Below are 15,285 nucleotides of genomic sequence, written 5' to 3' on the forward strand. Positions count from 1 at the left end.
TCGGTAAGCTTTGCTTAGGGCTTGTTTAAAGGGTTCGCGGCGCGGGCGCGAAGCGAGAGGCGATCGACCTTGCCGCTGCCCAGCCTGGGCAGTTCGTCCAGCAGGGTGATGTCGCGAGGCTGCTTGTAGCGCGCGAGGCCCTGGGCGAGGTGTTCTTTCAGCTCCGTCACGCTCAGGCCGGGGGCGCGCGGGACCACGAAGGCAACGGGGACCTGGCCCCAGGTCGGGTCGGGGGCGCCGACCGTGACGGCCTCGGCCACGCCCGGATGGCCTTCGAGGGCGCGCTCGATCTCGGAGGGGTAGACGTTCTCGCCGCCCGAGACGATGAGATCGGTGCGCCGCGCGAGCACGTGCAGGCAGCCTTGAGCGTCCATGAAGCCGTCGTCGCCCGTCTTGAGCCAGCCGTCGACCTTGGCGGCCGCAGTCGAAGCGGGGTCGTTCAGGTACTCCTTGAAGACGGTCGGGCTCCGCACCTCGATCAGGCCGGGGGTGCCGGTAGGCAGGGGGCGCCGCGCGTCGTCCACGATCCGCACGTCGGTGCCCACGAGCGGCGCGCCCGAGGTGGTGCGCTCGCTCGGGCTCGCGCCGAGGCGGGTGAGGGTCACGTGAGAGCAGGCCTCGGTCATGCCGTAGGTCGGCAGCGCCTGGGGGCAGCGCTCGACCAGGTCGAAGGGAATGGGGGCGCCCCCGACCAGGATGGCGCGCACGCTCGAGGGAAGCGGGCGATCGCCCCACAGGTCGAGCACGCGCCGCAGCATGGTGGGCACCACCGAGAGCATGCTCGCACCCTCGTCGCGCACGGCCTGGAGGGTGGCCTCGGCCGAGAAGCGGGCGTGAAGGAGGACGGTGGCCTGCGCCAGGGCGCACCGGTGGACGATGTTGAGGCCGCCCACGTGGAACATGGGCATGGCGAGCAGCCAGCGATCGCGCGTGTCCAGGCCGATCGCGGCCGCCGAGGCCGTGGCGCTCGACAGCTGGTTGGCCCAGGTGAGGACGACGGCCTTGGGGCGGCCGGTCGTGCCCGAGGTGAACAGGATGGTGTGGGCCCGCTGGGGGTCGAGGGCGTCGGGGACGCCGTCGCTCTCTTCGGCCGAGAAGGCCTCGCAGAGGGGCATGACCCGGTAGCGCGCACCGATGCCGCGGCCGAGGCGCTCCGGGTCGGCGAGCACGAGCCGGGCCCCGGCGTGATCCAGCTGATAGGCGATCTCCTCGTCGGTCAGGCGCAGGTTCAGCGGCAGGAGGACGGCTCCGATCCGGCCGAGGGCGTGGGCCACCGCGGCCCAGTCGGGGTGATTGGCGCTCCAGACGGCGACCACGTCACCCTCTCGCACGCCGAGGCCGGAAAGGGTGGCCGCGGCGCGCACGGCGCGCTGGTCGAGGGCCTCGTAGGTCAGGACCTCGCCCTTGTAGACGATGGCGGGGTGGTGCGGGCGCATGCGGCGCGCCTGGGCGGTGGGGCTGCTCAGCATCGTTCGAGGTTCCTCAGCAGAGTGGCGATCGCGTCATCGGGGGGGCGGACGCCGAGCCCGGGGCCCGCGGGCCGCGTCAGGGCGCCTGCGCGTGGCTGGAGAGGGCCCTGTGCGTCGGGGCAATCGAGGAGCGAAAGGGTCGAGAGCCCCGCCGGCTCGCGCGTCTCGAGGGCGCACGCCAGGTGCAGGGCGGCTGCGACCCCCACGATGCGATCGAGGCTCGAGGTCACGACGACCCGGATCCCCCGTTCCTGCGCCCGGGCCGCCAGAGCGCGAGCGGTTCCCAGCCCCCCCAGCAGCATCGGCTTGAGCACGAGGGCATCGACCGCGCCGGCTGCGATGAGGCGGCTGGCGGTGCTCGGCGAGAGCAGGGCCTCGTCCGCCGCGATGGGGATGCCGCGCCCGCGCAGCGCCTCGAAGGCCTCGCCTTCGATGGGCTGCTCCAGCAGGTCGATCCCGAAGGGAGCGAGGGCGTCGATGGCGGCGAGGGCCGCGGCCTCGCTCCACGCGCCGTTGGCGTCGAGCCTCAGCCGGATCGCGGGGAAGCGCGAGCGCAGGGCGCTCACCCGGGCGAGGTCCTCGCTTGGCGAAAGCGCGCCGACCTTGAGCTTGAGGGTCGTGAAGCCCGCCTCGACGGCGCGCTCGCCCTCTTTGACCACCTCGTCGGGGGCAAGGGCCGTCAGCAGGCGTTGAAGGGCCGCGGCGGGGGCGGGCGAGTCGCCGAGCTCATGAGCCAGCGCGTGCCGCCTGTGGGCTGCGATCGCATCCAAGAGCGCGAGCTCGACCCCGGCGTGGACGCAGGGCGCGCGCTCGAGGGCGAGCCCTGCTCTTGACAGGGCCGGGGCCAGGTCGTCCAGGCCCGCGTCGTCGGGCACGTCGAGTGGGCTGCGCGCGAGCCGCGCGAGCATGGCGGCCGCCGTTTCGTGGTCCTCGCCTCCGAAGGCCGGCAGGGGGGCGACCTCCCCGAAGCCCAGGCGCCCCTCGTCGTCCTTGACTGCCACCCACCAGCCTTCGCGGTGGGTGTGGACGGCGCGCCCGGTCACGAGCTGGCGCTTGAACCTCACCCGGTAGGGGACGTAGGCGAGGCGAAAGGCACTCACGGCAAGAGCAGCCCCACCGAGAGCAACAGCCCGAAGATCATCAACAGCTTGGCGGTGCCCGCGAGCGTCCCGTTCAGGACCGGCCCCGAGTCGCGCCGGACCGAGGCGAAGAGCTTGAGGGCCAGCGGCAGGGTCAAGAGGGGCAGGAGGCCCTTGAGGCCGAGCTTGCCCGTCGCGACCAGGGCCGAAGGGACCAGGTAGGCGCCCGCGAGGAGCGTGGCGTAGTAGCCGTGGGTGAAGCGCGCGCCGAAGCGCGCCGAGAGGGTCTTCTTGCCCGCGACCCGGTCGGTCTCGATGTCGCGCAGGTTGTTGACCACGTTGATCGCCGCGGCGATGAGGCCGACGGGCACCGCCAGCCCCCAGGCCAGCGAGGAGAGGTGCAGCGCCTGGACGTAGTAGGTGCCGAGCACGGCGACCAGGCCGAAGAAGATGAAGACGAAGACCTCGCCCAGCCCGTTGTAGCCGAGCGGGTAGGGCCCCCCCGTGTAGGCGAGGCCCGAGAGGATGGAGAGCACGCCGATGGCGACGATGGGCCAGCCGCCCACCGCCACCAGGTAGCATCCGACCAGCACCGCGAGCCCGAAGGCGATCGCGGTGGCCGTCAGGACGGCCTTGGGGCTCGCGAGCCCCGCCTGGGTGACCCGGGTGGGGCCCTGGCGGGCGTCGGTGTCGGCCCCCTTCTTGAAGTCGAAGTAGTCGTTGGCGAAGTTGGTGCCGATCTGGATCAGGCAGGCTCCCGCGAGCGCCGCGAGGCAAGGCCCCGCCGAGAAGGCGCCGTCGGCGCGGGCGATGGCGCTGCCGACCACCACCGGGACGATGGCGGCCGGCAGGGTCCTCGGCCTTGCGGCCATGACCCAGACGGCGAGAGGCGAGGGCTTGTCGATGACGGTGCTCATGGGGCCTGCGTGTTCCGTTCGGGCTTACGGGCGGCGGGGGAAGCGGGAGAAGTCGGGCTTGCGCTTCTCGACGTAGGCGTTGCGGCCCTCCTGGGCCTCCTCCGACATGTAGTAGAGCAGGGTCGCGTTGCCGGCGAGCTCCTGCACGCCCACCTGGCCGTCGATCCCGGCGTTGAAGGAGGACTTGAGCAGGCGCAGCGCCAGAGGGCTGTGCTCGAGGATCTTGCGGCACCAGCTCACGGTCTCGGCCTCGAGCTCGGCGAGGGGCACGACCTTGTTGACCAGGCCCATGTCGAGCGCCTCGCCGGCGTCGTACTGGCGGCACAGGAACCAGATCTCGCGGGCCTTCTTCTGGCCGACGATGTCCGCGAGGTAGCTCGCGCCGAAGCCGCCGTCGAAGCTGCCCACCCGCGGGCCGGTCTGGCCGAAGCGGGCGTTGTCGGCCGCGATCGTCAGGTCGCAGACCAGGTGCAGGACGTGGCCGCCGCCGACGGCGTAGCCCGCGACCATGGCGATGACGGGCTTGGGCATCGAGCGGATCTGCTTCTGGAGGTCGAGGACGTTGAGGCGGGGCACCCCGTCGAAGCCGACGTAGCCCTCGTTGCCCCGGATGCGCTGGTCGCCGCCCGAGCAGAAGGCCAGCGGGCCCTCGCCGGTGAGGATGACCACGCCGATCTCGGGATCCTCGCGCGCGTCGGTGAAGGCGGCGGTCATCTCCATGAGGGTCTGCGGGCGGAAGGCGTTGCGGACCTCGGGACGGTTGATGGTGATCTTGGCGATCCCCTCGGCCTTCTCGTAGCGGATGTCGGTGAAGTCCTGGACGATCTTCCAGGCCGGCAGGGCGACGTCGATCATGGGTTGCTCCTTATCGGTTAGAAACGTGGAAACGAGTGAAACCAGCGCCTCGGGGCGCTCGAAGGGGACGGCGTGGCCCGTCTCTGGCAGCACTTCCAGGCGAGCAGCAGGGATGCTGGCCTGCATGCGCAGGGCGATGGCACCGAACTTGGCGTCCAGCGCGCCGACCACCAGGAGGGTCGGCACCTTCAGGCCCGAGAGCCGATCGTGCAGGGGAGTTTGGCTGCCCGTGCCCATGACGGAAAGGGAAGCGGCCAGCCCGGCCGTATCCTGTTCGAGCCGCATCGCGCGCATGGCGCGCTTCGTCTCGGCGTCCAGGGCCTCCAAGGTCGCGAAGAGCGGCAGCGCCGACCAGCGGTCCACGAAGGGCACGATGCCGTCGGCGACGATCTCGTCGGCGAGCGACGCGTCCGAGTCCCGGCGTGCCGCTCGGTCCTCGGGGCGATCGAGCCCGGGTGAGGCGCCGATCAGCACCAGCCGCGAGACCAGATCGGGCCGGCGCAGGGCCAGGTCGAGCGCGAGGCGCCCGCCCATCGAGTAGCCGACGAGAACGACGCGCCTCGTGCCGAGGGCTTCGAGCAGGGCGCCCAGCGCTTCCGAGACCCGCGCGAAGCTCCAGGTCTCGACGGGCTCCGAAAAGGCGGTGCCGCCGTGGCCGGGCAGGTCGGGGGCGATGCAGGTGTAGCGGGCCGAGAGGGCCGCTGCGATGGGATTCCAGGCCCGTGCGTCCCATGTGAAGCCGTGCAGGAAGACGAGGGTCTCGCTCTCGCCCTCGTTCCAGGTCCGGACGCGCCAGCGCAGGCCCCCGGCTTCGACGAAGCGCGGGGTCATCGGGCCGTGGCCTCCGCGCAGAACGCCTGCGCGCCGGCCGCAGCCGCCCGCTTCATCAGGGCCTGATAGGCGAGCGCCTCGTCGGTGCGGGCGGTGGGCACCTCCACGATGGTCGCGCGACCGCTCGTCATGGCCCGCGCGACCTGCTCGGCCGCCTCGCAAGGCGTCGTCGCGACGGCGTGATCCAGGCCGAAGAGGCCGGCGGCGCCCTCGAAGCGCAGGCCGTGAGGCGTGCCGAAGTAGGGCTCGAAGATCTCGGGGAAGCCCGAGATCGGCAGGTGCGAGAAGATGGCCCCGCCGTCGTTGTTGAGCACCAGGGCCACGAAGGGGGCCTCGAGGTGGCGGACGGCGAGCAGGCCGCCCAGGTCGTGCAGGAAGGCGAGGTCGCCCGTCACGAGCAGGGTCGGCCGCGCGAGCCCCTTGGCCGCCCCGAGGGCGGTCGAGGTGATCCCGTCGATGCCGTTCGCGCCGCGGCTGACCAGCACCCGGATCCCCTCGGGCCCTCGGCCGCACAGGGCGTCGGCGTAGCGGATCGACATGCTGCTCGACAGGAACACCCCGCTGCCAGGGGGCAGGGCGCGAATGGCGTCGCGCACGGCGAGGGCCTCGGTGGCGTCACGCGCCTGCTCGAAGGTCTCGGCCGCCGCGCGATCCGCGCTCAGCAGGCGCTCGCCCCACGCCGTCCGGGGACGAGGAGGTGCTTGGTCCGTGAGGGCGTCGAGCATGGCGGCAACGTCGCCGGCAACCGTCAGGTGCGCCAGCGCCTCCGGGTCGCGCCGGGCGAGATCGGGCTGCAGGAGGGCCAACCAGGGCTGGTGGCGCTCGAGCCACTTGTTGAGGGTGGCCGAGGTCGGCAGCCCGCCCACCCGGATCACGAGGTCGGGGCCCTCGGCGGCGATCGCAGGGTCCCGCAGCAGCGCCTCGGCGTGCGCGACGGTGAGCCCCTCGGCTTCCGGGTGGAAGCGCAGGCCCGAGGCCACGTCGGCGGCGATGGGGAAGCCCGTGCGGCGCGCGAGCGCAAGGACGCCCTCGGGGGCGGTGGCGTCGAGCGCGGGGCCCGCGACGATCAGCCCCCGCTCGGCCGAGGCGATGCGCGCAGCGAGCGAGACGAGGGCCGCCGCGTCGCAGCCGCTCGGGGCCGAGGCGAGCGAGCTCAGCTCGCCGAGGGCCTCTTCGGCCAGCTCGGCGAAGGCCGGGTCGGGGCTGGGGATGGGCGGCAGGGGATCCGCGAAGGGCACGTTGAGGTGCACCGGCCCCGTCGGGGCGGCCTGGGCGATCGCCGCGGCCTGGGCGGCGAGCGCGCCGAGGCGCCGCAGCGAGGCCGGGCTCGCGAGGGGCAGGGCCGTCTCGGCGAAGTGCCGGACGTGCGAGCCGAAGAGGCGCACCTGGTCGATGGTCTGGGCGGCCCCGGTGCCGCGCAGCTCGGGCGGGCGATCGGCGCTGAGGACGATGAGGGGCACCCCCGAGAGCGACGCCTCGATGATCGCCGGGTAGTAGTTGGCGGCCGCGGTGCCCGAGGTGCAGACGAGCGCGACCGGGCGGCGCGAGGCCTTGGCGAGGCCGAGGGCGAAGAAGGCGGCGGCGCGCTCGTCGATGTGGACGGTGGTGCGCAGCTCGCCCATGGTGTGGGCCGCGTAGGCCAGGGGCGTCGAGCGCGAGCCGGGGGTGACGCAGACGTCGCGGACCCCCGCGCGGTGAAGGGCGCCGAGGAGGACCCGGGCCCAGAGGGCGTTGAGGTTGGGGGCGGTCATTCGGGGCGACCCTCCAGGATCGAGAGGATCCCCGAGGCCTTGCGCTCGGTCTCCTCGTACTCGGCGTCGGGGTCGGACCCCGGGACGATGCCGCAGCCGGTGACGGCGATCGCCCCTTGCGGGTGGATCATCGCCGAGCGGATCCCGACCGCGAAGTCGCAGGCGTCGGCCCCGACCCAGCCGACGGCCCCGGCGTACCAGCCCCGCACGCGGCCCTCCAGCCGGCGGACCGACGCCCGGGCGGCCTCTCGGGGGGTGCCGCAGACCGCAGGGGTCGGGTAGAGGGCCGAAAGGACGTCCTTCAGGCTGGTGTCGGGATCGAGGCGGCCCGTGACGGGGGTGTAGAGGTGCTGCACCGTGGGGGTGCGCAGGACGGTGGGGGCGTCTGCGATGGTGAGCGAGGCGCAGAGCGGGGCGAGGCCCTCTCGGATGAAGCGGACGACAAAGTCGTGCTCGCGCCGCTCCTTGTCGTCGGCGAGCATCATTGAAGCCAGGAGCGCGTCCTCGGCCGCATCGCGGCCTCGGCGGCGCGTGCCTGCCAGGCCATCGGCCATGATCCGGTCGCCGGTGACCGAGATCAGACGCTCGGGGGTGGCCCCCACGAAGGCCGAACCCGCATCGAAGCGGAAGCAGAAGCGATGGCCGGGAGACGTCCTCGAGAAGCCGTCGAGCACCGCCCACGGGTCGATGGCTTCGAGCGAGCGAAGGCGGATCTCGCGCGAGAGCACCACCTTGGGGACCGACGCGGTCTCGGCGAGGGCCTGCCGGATGGCCTGGGCCCAGCGGTCGCGATCGCCCTGGTCCGCGAGGCGCTCGGCCCTTGGCACCGGCGCGCGCTGGGCGCGGGCCGCCTCGGCCCAGCGCTCGACGCGCTCGCGCAGCTCAAGGAAGCGCTGCTCGAGCGTCTCGGGGGTGTCCTCGGCGCTCGCGCGCACCAGGGCGATCACCTGGGCCGTCCCGGGGCGCGCCTCGTCCCAGCGCAGCGTCAGCTCGGGCAACACGAAGCGCGCAGGCAGACCTGCCGGCCAGGCGGGGTGCACCGGGGATCCGGGATCGAAGGCGATCCCCCCGAAGTAGCGCAGCTCGGGATGGGAAAGGGAAACGAGGCGCTCGCGGCAGAGATCGGGGACGGCCAGGGCGCCGTCGGAGGTCGTGGCGCTCACCTCGTCGGCGGCGCCGAGGCCGATCCAGGTGCGGCCGTTGGCGACGTCCGCCCAGGCGATCTGGGGAAGAATTGCCGCGGCGCGGGCGAGGGTGAAGGGAGCGCTCGCCTCGATCGTGAACTCCCGGCTGACCAGGCGCGAAGACCCTGACCGTTCGACCGCTTCGAGGAGCGTGGGAGTGTCGAGCGGTTGAATGGACGAAAGGTTCGGTTTGCTCCCGGTCTGCAAACGGGGCCTCCTCTGCGCTTCGCGGGGGTTTGCGCACGATTCATCATCGCACAGTTTTCGACTTTCAAAAAGATTTGAAGGCTCTGAAAGGGTATGCTAGAATGCCGGGTAAGGCGCGGCCTGCCAAGGATCCGCCTTTTTAGATCACAGGAGGCGCCCGTGCTCATCACGCTATCAGACCGCACGGAAGCTGCAAGAATTCACGGTTGGCTCATTCGCCAGGGGCACGCCAGCCGTAAGCTCGACGGAGGGCGCCTGATCCTCGTAGATGACCCCTTCGTCCCGCACCGGGTCCGTGAGACCCTGCTGGGCGATCCTGCGGTGGCGTCCCTGGAGATCACCCGCAGCGAGCCTCACCTGGTGATGCGCCACGGCGACGCGGACGCGGCCTGGCCCTTCCCCGGCCCCATCCCGGACGTTGTCGCGGGCCCCTGCTCCATCGAGAGCCGCGCGGTGGCCGACGAGGTCGCCCACTTCCTCACCACCCTCTCGATCGGCTGGATGCGCGGCGGCACCTACAAGGTCCGCACCTCGCCCTACGAGTTCCAGGGAGCGGGCCTCAAGGCGGCCGAGTGGCTGCGCGAGGCCTGCGATCGCCACGGCCTGAAGGCCATCAGCGAGGTCATCGACAGCCCCGACGTGGAAGAGGTGGCGAGCCTGCTCGACGCCATCCAGATCGGGGCGCGCCAGATGCACAACCCGCAGTTCCTCCAGCGGGTGGCGCGGCTCGGCAAGCCCGTCCTGCTCAAGCGAGGCCTCTCGGCGACCCCGGCGGAGTGGCTCTGGGCGGGCGAGTACCTTCTCGAGGCGGGCGCGCCCTTCGTGGCCTTCTGCGAGCGCGGGATCCGCACCCCGTCGCCCCTCAAGCGCTTCACCCTCGACCTCCAGGCCATCCCCTTCATCAAGGAGATGACCCCCTTCCCCATCTTCATCGATCCGAGCCACGCCGCGGGGTCCTCCCCCTACGTGAAGCCGCTCGCGCTCGGCGCCATGGCCGCCGGCGCCCACGGCCTGCTCGTCGAATGCCACCCCGACCCCGCCTGCGCGCGCAGCGACGCGACCCAGGCCCTCGACTTCGCGGCCCTCGCCGAGCTTGTTCGGCAGGTGCGCCGCCTCAACCTCCAGGAGGTAACCGTATGATCTCGCAGGCTGCCGAGGTGCACCGCAAGACCTTCCGCGAGAGCCTGGTCGACGCCGTCCAGTCCAAGAACGACGTCCTCTTCCAGGCCGCCTCGCACCTGCTCGAGGTCGAGGGCAAGTCGATCCGCCCGCGCTGCGCTCGCCTCGTCGGCGAGGCCGCCAATCCCGGCGCGCCCCTGACCGATGGCCACGAGCGCCTCGCCGAGGCGGTCGAGATGCTGCACGTGGGCTCGCTCATCCACGACGACATCCTGGACGAGGCCGAGCTGCGCCGCGGGGTGAAATCGGTCCACGTCAAGCACGGCGCCAAGGCGGCCGTGCTCGCCGGCGACTTCTTGCTCGCCCGCTCGTGCGGCCTGATCGCGTCGCTCGGCCACCACCACCTCAACCAGCGCATGGCCGAGGTGCTCGCGGGCCTCTGCGAGGGCGAGTACCTCCAGGACGAGCAGCTCTGGAACCTGGACGTGACGGTCGAGGCCTACCTCGAGCGGATGGCCCTCAAGACCTCGGGCCCCTTCGAGCTCGCCTGCGAGGGCGCGGCCCTCCTGAGCGGCCAGCGCGACGAGGTCGTGCAGGCCGCCCGCCGCTTCGGCTATCACCTGGGCCTCTTGTTCCAGATGTTCGACGATCTGCTCGACTACGCGAGCTCGACCCAGGTCGCGGGCAAGCCCGTCGGCCAGGACCTGCTCGCGGGCTCGCTCACCCTGCCGGTGATCGTGGCCCTCGAGGACCCCGCGGTCGGCCCGGTCATGCGCCGGATGCTCTCGCCCTTCCCCCAGGAGATCCACCCCGAGCTCAGGGAGCTCCTCTTCAGCCCCGAGGTCTTCCGCAAGGCCCTCGATCGCCTCGAGGCCGAGGCCAAGAAGGCCGGAGCCTGCCTGGACGTCTTCCCGCCGAGTCCCGCCAGGCAGCAGCTCTTCGATTACCTGGACCGGCTTAACGAACAGGCGCGCAGCCTCACCCCCGAGGCCGCCCTCCCCACCCTCGGTGCCGCCCGTGTCGTATAACCTTCCGAACGTCGAGGACAAGCCCGCCTACGTCCGCGGCATGTTCGACCGGATCGCGGGCAACTACGACCGGGTCAACCGCCTGATGACCGGCGGGCGCGACGCGGCCTGGAAGCGGACCGTGCTCGCCCTCGCGGGGGCCACGCGCGGGGGAAGCTACCTGGATCTCTGCACAGGCACGGGGGACATCGCCTTCTTGCTGGCCGAGGCCGCCGGGGCCGAGGGCAGCGTCAAGGCCCTGGACTTCTCGCCGGGCATGCTCGAGGTCGCGCGCGCGCGGCCCTGGGACGGCCCGGTCATCGACTGGCTCCAGGGGGACGCCTGCGCCCTTCCCTTCGAGGACGCGAGCTTCGACGCCGTCACGGTGGGCTACGGCCTGCGCAACGTGCAGCAGCTGGACCTGGCCCTGAGCGAGATCCGCCGCGTGCTCAAGCCGGCAGGGCGCTTCGTCACCCTGGATCTGGGCAAGCCGAAGGTCAAGATCGTGCGCTGGGGCGCCGAGGTCTACGAGTACCGGATCGTGCCTGCGATCGGGAGCCTCTTCTCGGGCGATCGCGAGGCCTATCGCTACCTGCCCCACTCCAACTCCACCTTCCCGGATCAGCGGGAGCTGGCCGAGCGCCTGCGCGCCCTGGGCTTCCAGGAGGTGAAGGTGCACGACCGGATGCTCGGAGCGATCGCCATCGTAGCCGGGACGCGCTGAGGCGCTCCCGCCCGTTCACGCCGCCCCGGCCCCAAGCCGTGGGCGGTTTCGCGCAGCTGGAAAATGGCCGCACCATCGAGCGGCAAGCGTGCTAGATCGTGCTGACGTCCAGCCTGCCGGTGACGGTCGGGACGGGGCTCGCGACCCCGTTGATCGAAAGGAACTGCCCCTGCTCGGGGTTGTAGGCGAACACCTCGCCCGTCTCGAGCTTGTAGATCCAGGCGTGAAGGTGCAGCTCGCCGCTGGCGAGGCGCGCGGCCACCACGGGATGCGTCCGGAGGTTCTCGATCTGGCCCAGGACGTTCTCCTCGACCGTCACGGTGAGGAGGCGGTCGTCGTGGAGGTGCTGGTAGTTCTCCTGGACCACGTGCCGGGTCGACTCGGCGTGGGCGAGCCAGGCCGCGAGGGCGGGCAGCTCTTCGAGGGTCTCGGGGTGGATCAGCGCCTTCATGGCGCCGCAGTGCGAGTGGCCGCAGACGATGATGTCCTTGACCCCGAGGACCGCGACGGCGTACTCGATGGTGGCGCTCTCGCCGTCGATGGCCGCGCCGTAGGGCGGGATGATGTTGCCCGCGTTGCGCAGGATGAAGAGCTCCCCCGGCTCGGTCTGGGTGATCAGGTTGGGGTTGATCCGGGAATCCGAGCAGGTGATGAACAGCGTGTCAGGGTTCTGGCCCTTCGCCAGGCGCTCGAAGAGCGCGCGCTGGGTGCTGAAGATGGTGGACTGGAAGTGGTGGAGACCTGCGACGAGCTTTTGCAAGTGGTGACTCCTTGTCGCTGTCGGCCAGCCATGCGCAACGCATGAATGGCCGATGCGCTCTGGTATGGTTTTGGTTTGTAATGATAATAGATCGCAAGAGCGAGTTCAAGCGCGCTAATGCTCGAAGAGGTTCTCCCAGCCTTGCAGGTCCAGCTCGATCAGGGTCGGGAGGTGCTGCATGCAGGAGAGCGCGAGCTCCATGCGCCCCTCGCGCGCGAGCATGGCGTCGAGCTTCTCCTTGAGCGGGATGAGGTAGCGCACGTCGTTGGCCGAGTAGGCGAGCTGCGCGGGGCTGAGGTCGTCGGATCCCCAGTAGCTGGTCTGGACCGACTTGTCCAGCTCGACGCCGAGCAGGTCCTTGGTCAGGTCCTTGAGACCGTGCTTGCCCGAGAAGGTCCGGGCGATCTTGCTGGCGACCTTGGTGCAGTAGACGCGCGTGATCCGGGCGCCCAGGTGCTTTCGCAGCATGGCCAGATCGAAGCGCGCGAAGTGGAAGAGCTTCAGGGGGCGCTCGGCCTCGAGCAGCTTGACCAGGAGCGGCATGTCGTACGAGGTCACCTGGAGGACCGTCGTGAGGCCGTCCTCGTTGCACAGCTGGACCAGGCAGAGCCGGTCGCGGTGCGGGTTGAGGCCGGTGGTCTCGGTGTCGGCGCACAGGTAGGCGCTCTTGGCGTAGGCATCGAACAGGGCCTGGGTGAGGTCGCCCTTGATGAGATGGACGTCGGCGGGGGCTTTCACGGGGGTCTCCTTTGCGGCGAGGGGCGGCGGCACTATCATTATAGCGCCCGCTTGGTGCTCAAACGAGAGGGGCCCCCGCCAGCTCGGCGGGGGCCCCTCTCGTTCAGTCTTAAGCCTCGGTGCCGACCGGCTCCTTGGCCTCGGTGTGGGTGAAGATCACCTTCTCGCCGTTCCAGTCCGCGGTGATGACGCCGGACTTGGGCAGGGCACCGCCCAGGATCTCCTCGGCGAGGGGATCCTCGATCAGGCGCTGGATGCTGCGGCGCAAAGGACGCGCGCCGTAGCTCGGCGAGTAGCCCTCCTCGCACAACTTGTCCGTGAGCGCGCTGGTGACCTCGAGGGTGAACTCGTTCTCCTTCATGCGCTGGCGGACTTCCTTGAGCATGACGTGGACGATCTGGCCGATCTCTTCCTTGGTGAGCGGGTGGAAGACGATGATCTCGTCGATGCGGTTGAGGAACTCGGGCCTGAAGGCCTGCTTGAGCTCGTCCATCACGACGTCCTTCATCTTGCGGTAGCGCCCGTCGTCGCCGCCGGTCTGGAAGCCCAGGCTACCGCCCTTCTCCAGCGCGCGCGCGCCGATGTTGGAGGTCAGGATGATGATGGTGTTCTTGAAGTCCACCACCCGGCCCTTGGCGTCGGTCAGACGGCCGTCCTCCAGGATCTGCAGCAGGATGTTGAAGGCGTCGGGGTGGGCCTTCTCGATCTCGTCGAAGAGCACCACCGAGTAGGGCTTGCGGCGCACGGCCTCGGTCAGCTGACCGCCCTCGTTGTACCCGACGTAGCCGGGGGGCGAGCCGATCATCTTGGAGACCGCGTGCTTCTCCATGTACTCGGACATGTCGACCCGGATGAGGTTCTCTTCCTGGCCGAAGAAGAAGCCCGCCAGGGCCTTGGCGAGCTCGGTCTTGCCGACGCCCGTGGGGCCCGAGAAGATGAACGAGCCGATGGGCCGCTTGGGGTTCTTGAGGCCGACGCGCGCCCGGCGCACCGCCCGCGAGATCATGTGGATGGCGTCCTGCTGGCCGATGACCCGCTCGTGGAGGACCTCCTCCATCTTGAGCAGGCGCTCGGTCTCGCCCTCGGTCATCTTGCTGACGGGGATGCCCGTCCAGCTGGCGACGATCTCGGCGATCTCCTCGGTGCCGACCGAGGGCGTGGCCCCCTGGCCCTTGTCGGTGCGCCAGTCGGCCGCGATCTCGCGGATCTTCTCGCGGACCGCCTGCTCCTGGTCGCGGAGCTGAGAGGCCTTCTCGAACTCCTGGGCCCGGATGGCGGCTTCCTTCTCCTTGGTGAACTGGCGAAGCTCCTTCTCGAGCTCCTTGGCGGCCGGCGGCAGGCTGCTGGAGCGCAGGCGCACGCGGCTCGCGGCCTCGTCCATCAGGTCGATGGCCTTGTCCGGCAGGAACCGGTCGGAGATGTAGCGGTCCGAGAACTTCGCGGCCGAGATCAGCGCCTCGTCCGTGATCTGCAGGCGGTGGTGCGCCTCGTAGCGCTCGCGCAGGCCGCGCAGGATCTCGATGGTCTCATCCACCGAGGGTTCGCCGACCATGACCGGCTGGAACCGGCGCTCGAGGGCGGCGTCGCGCTCGATGTGCTTGCGGTACTCGTCGAGGGTGGTGGCGCCGATGCACTGCAGCTCGCCGCGCGCCAGCGCCGGCTTGAGGATGTTGGCGGCGTCCACCGCACCCTCGGCAGCACCCGCGCCGATCAGGGTGTGCAGCTCGTCGATGACCAGGATGATGTTCTGGGCACCGCGGATCTCTTCCATGATCTTCTTGAGGCGCTCTTCGAACTCGCCGCGGTACTTGGTGCCCGCGACCAGCGACCCGATGTCCAGGGTCACGACGCGCTTCTCGGAGAGGATCTCGGGGACCTCGCCGTTGGTGATGCGAAGGGCCAGGCCCTCGGCGATGGCGGTCTTGCCCACGCCGGGCTCGCCGATGAGCACCGGGTTGTTCTTGGTGCGGCGGCCCAGGATCTGGATGACGCGCTCGATCTCCTTCTCGCGGCCGACGACCGGGTCGAGGCGGTGCTCCTCGGCCATCTGGGTGAGGTTGGAGCCGAACTCGTCGAGCGTGGGGGTCTTGGAGCGGTGCTGGCCGGTGCCGGGGGTCGCGGCGCTCTCGCCGAGCATGCGAATGACGTTGGAGCGCACGCGCGAGAGATCGACGCCCAGGTTCTCCAGGACGCGGACCGCCACGCCCTCGCCCTCGCGGATCAGGCCAAGAAGCAGGTGCTCGGTGCCGATGTAGTTGTGACCGAGCTGGCGGGCCTCGTCCCACGACAGCTCAAGGACGCGCTTGGCGCGCGGGGTGAAGGGGATCTCCACCGCCACGAAGCCGGACCCGCGGCCGATGATCTTCTCGACCTCGATGCGCGCGTCCTTCAGGCTGACGCCCATGCTCTTCAGGGTCTTGGCGGCGACACCAGTGCCCTCGCCGATCAACCCAAGGAGGATCTGCTCGGTGCCGACGAAGTTGTGACCCAGGCGCCGGGCTTCTTCCTGCGCCAGCATGATCACCTTGATGGCTTTCTCAGTAAATCTTTCGAACATTTCGCACCTTCTTCAATCCTAACTTGGTGTCGGGTTTTGGTGGCATCTTACCACAGCCTATGACACCCGCCAATGCGCTATTGGAAG

12 protein-coding genes and 1 pseudogene are annotated in these 15,285 nt (G+C 70.5%); 3 read left to right on the forward strand and 10 right to left on the reverse strand.

The genetic code is table 11. The features are described 5' to 3' along the window. Positions 1-14: 14 nt before the first annotated feature. The 7 genes and pseudogenes from menE to V6D00_02055 all read right to left on the reverse strand — a co-directional run bounded on the left by menE (position 15) and on the right by V6D00_02055 (position 8,293). Positions 15-1,469, reverse strand: a complete 1,455-nt coding sequence (gene menE, locus V6D00_02025; protein ID HEY9897935.1) for an o-succinylbenzoate--CoA ligase — start codon at positions 1,467-1,469, stop codon at positions 15-17. Then, positions 1,463-2,569, reverse strand: a complete 1,107-nt coding sequence (menC, locus tag V6D00_02030) for an o-succinylbenzoate synthase (protein ID HEY9897936.1) — start codon at positions 2,567-2,569, stop codon at positions 1,463-1,465. Before menC ends, menE begins: the two co-directional genes overlap by 7 nt. Then, positions 2,566-3,465: a 1,4-dihydroxy-2-naphthoate polyprenyltransferase gene (locus V6D00_02035; GenBank protein HEY9897937.1), complete on the reverse strand. Its 900-nt coding sequence runs from the start codon at positions 3,463-3,465 to the stop codon at positions 2,566-2,568. Before V6D00_02035 ends, menC begins: the two co-directional genes overlap by 4 nt. Before the next feature lie 24 nt (positions 3,466-3,489). Further along, positions 3,490-4,320, reverse strand: coding sequence for a 1,4-dihydroxy-2-naphthoyl-CoA synthase (gene menB, locus V6D00_02040; GenBank protein HEY9897938.1), 831 nt, complete (start codon positions 4,318-4,320; stop codon positions 3,490-3,492). A 30-nt stretch (positions 4,321-4,350) separates the two neighbouring features. Next, a pseudogene (gene menH / locus V6D00_02045) lies at positions 4,351-5,151 on the reverse strand (2-succinyl-6-hydroxy-2,4-cyclohexadiene-1-carboxylate synthase). Continuing rightward, complete coding sequence (gene menD, locus V6D00_02050; protein ID HEY9897939.1) at positions 5,148-6,902, reverse strand: 2-succinyl-5-enolpyruvyl-6-hydroxy-3-cyclohexene-1-carboxylic-acid synthase; 1,755 nt, start codon at positions 6,900-6,902, stop codon at positions 5,148-5,150. The pseudogene menH and the gene menD overlap by 4 nt, the downstream one beginning before the upstream one ends. Then, positions 6,899-8,293, reverse strand: a complete 1,395-nt coding sequence (locus V6D00_02055) for an isochorismate synthase (GenBank protein HEY9897940.1) — start codon at positions 8,291-8,293, stop codon at positions 6,899-6,901. The genes menD and V6D00_02055 overlap by 4 nt, the downstream gene beginning before the upstream one ends. A 159-nt stretch (positions 8,294-8,452) precedes the next feature. Here V6D00_02055 and aroF point away from each other — a divergent pair, with 159 nt between their 5' ends. The 3 genes from aroF to ubiE are packed head-to-tail and all read left to right on the forward strand — an operon-like array spanning position 8,453 to position 11,143. After that, a complete protein-coding gene (aroF, locus tag V6D00_02060; protein HEY9897941.1) occupies positions 8,453-9,433 on the forward strand; it encodes a 3-deoxy-7-phosphoheptulonate synthase in 981 nt (326 codons plus the stop codon). After that, positions 9,430-10,440, forward strand: coding sequence for a polyprenyl synthetase family protein (locus V6D00_02065; GenBank protein HEY9897942.1), 1,011 nt, complete (start codon positions 9,430-9,432; stop codon positions 10,438-10,440). Before aroF ends, V6D00_02065 begins: the two co-directional genes overlap by 4 nt. Then, a complete protein-coding gene (ubiE, locus tag V6D00_02070) occupies positions 10,430-11,143 on the forward strand; it encodes a bifunctional demethylmenaquinone methyltransferase/2-methoxy-6-polyprenyl-1,4-benzoquinol methylase UbiE (protein ID HEY9897943.1) in 714 nt (237 codons plus the stop codon). Before V6D00_02065 ends, ubiE begins: the two co-directional genes overlap by 11 nt. Positions 11,144-11,234: 91 nt before the next feature. Here ubiE and V6D00_02075 read toward each other — a convergent pair whose 3' ends face one another. The 3 genes from V6D00_02075 to V6D00_02085 form a co-directional block, all read right to left on the reverse strand. After that, complete coding sequence (locus V6D00_02075) at positions 11,235-11,903, reverse strand: carbonic anhydrase (protein HEY9897944.1); 669 nt, start codon at positions 11,901-11,903, stop codon at positions 11,235-11,237. A gap of 114 nt (positions 11,904-12,017) precedes the next feature. After that, entirely contained in the window at positions 12,018-12,641 is a 624-nt protein-coding gene (locus tag V6D00_02080) for a ribonuclease H-like domain-containing protein (protein HEY9897945.1), read from the reverse strand. Between the two features lie 109 nt (positions 12,642-12,750). Continuing rightward, entirely contained in the window at positions 12,751-15,198 is a 2,448-nt protein-coding gene (locus tag V6D00_02085; GenBank protein ID HEY9897946.1) for an ATP-dependent Clp protease ATP-binding subunit, read from the reverse strand. Positions 15,199-15,285: the final 87 nt, after the last annotated feature.

It is taken from the genome of Pantanalinema sp., from assembly GCA_036704125.1.
In the GTDB taxonomy this organism is placed as follows: Bacteria; Cyanobacteriota; Sericytochromatia; order S15B-MN24; family UBA4093; genus JAGIBK01.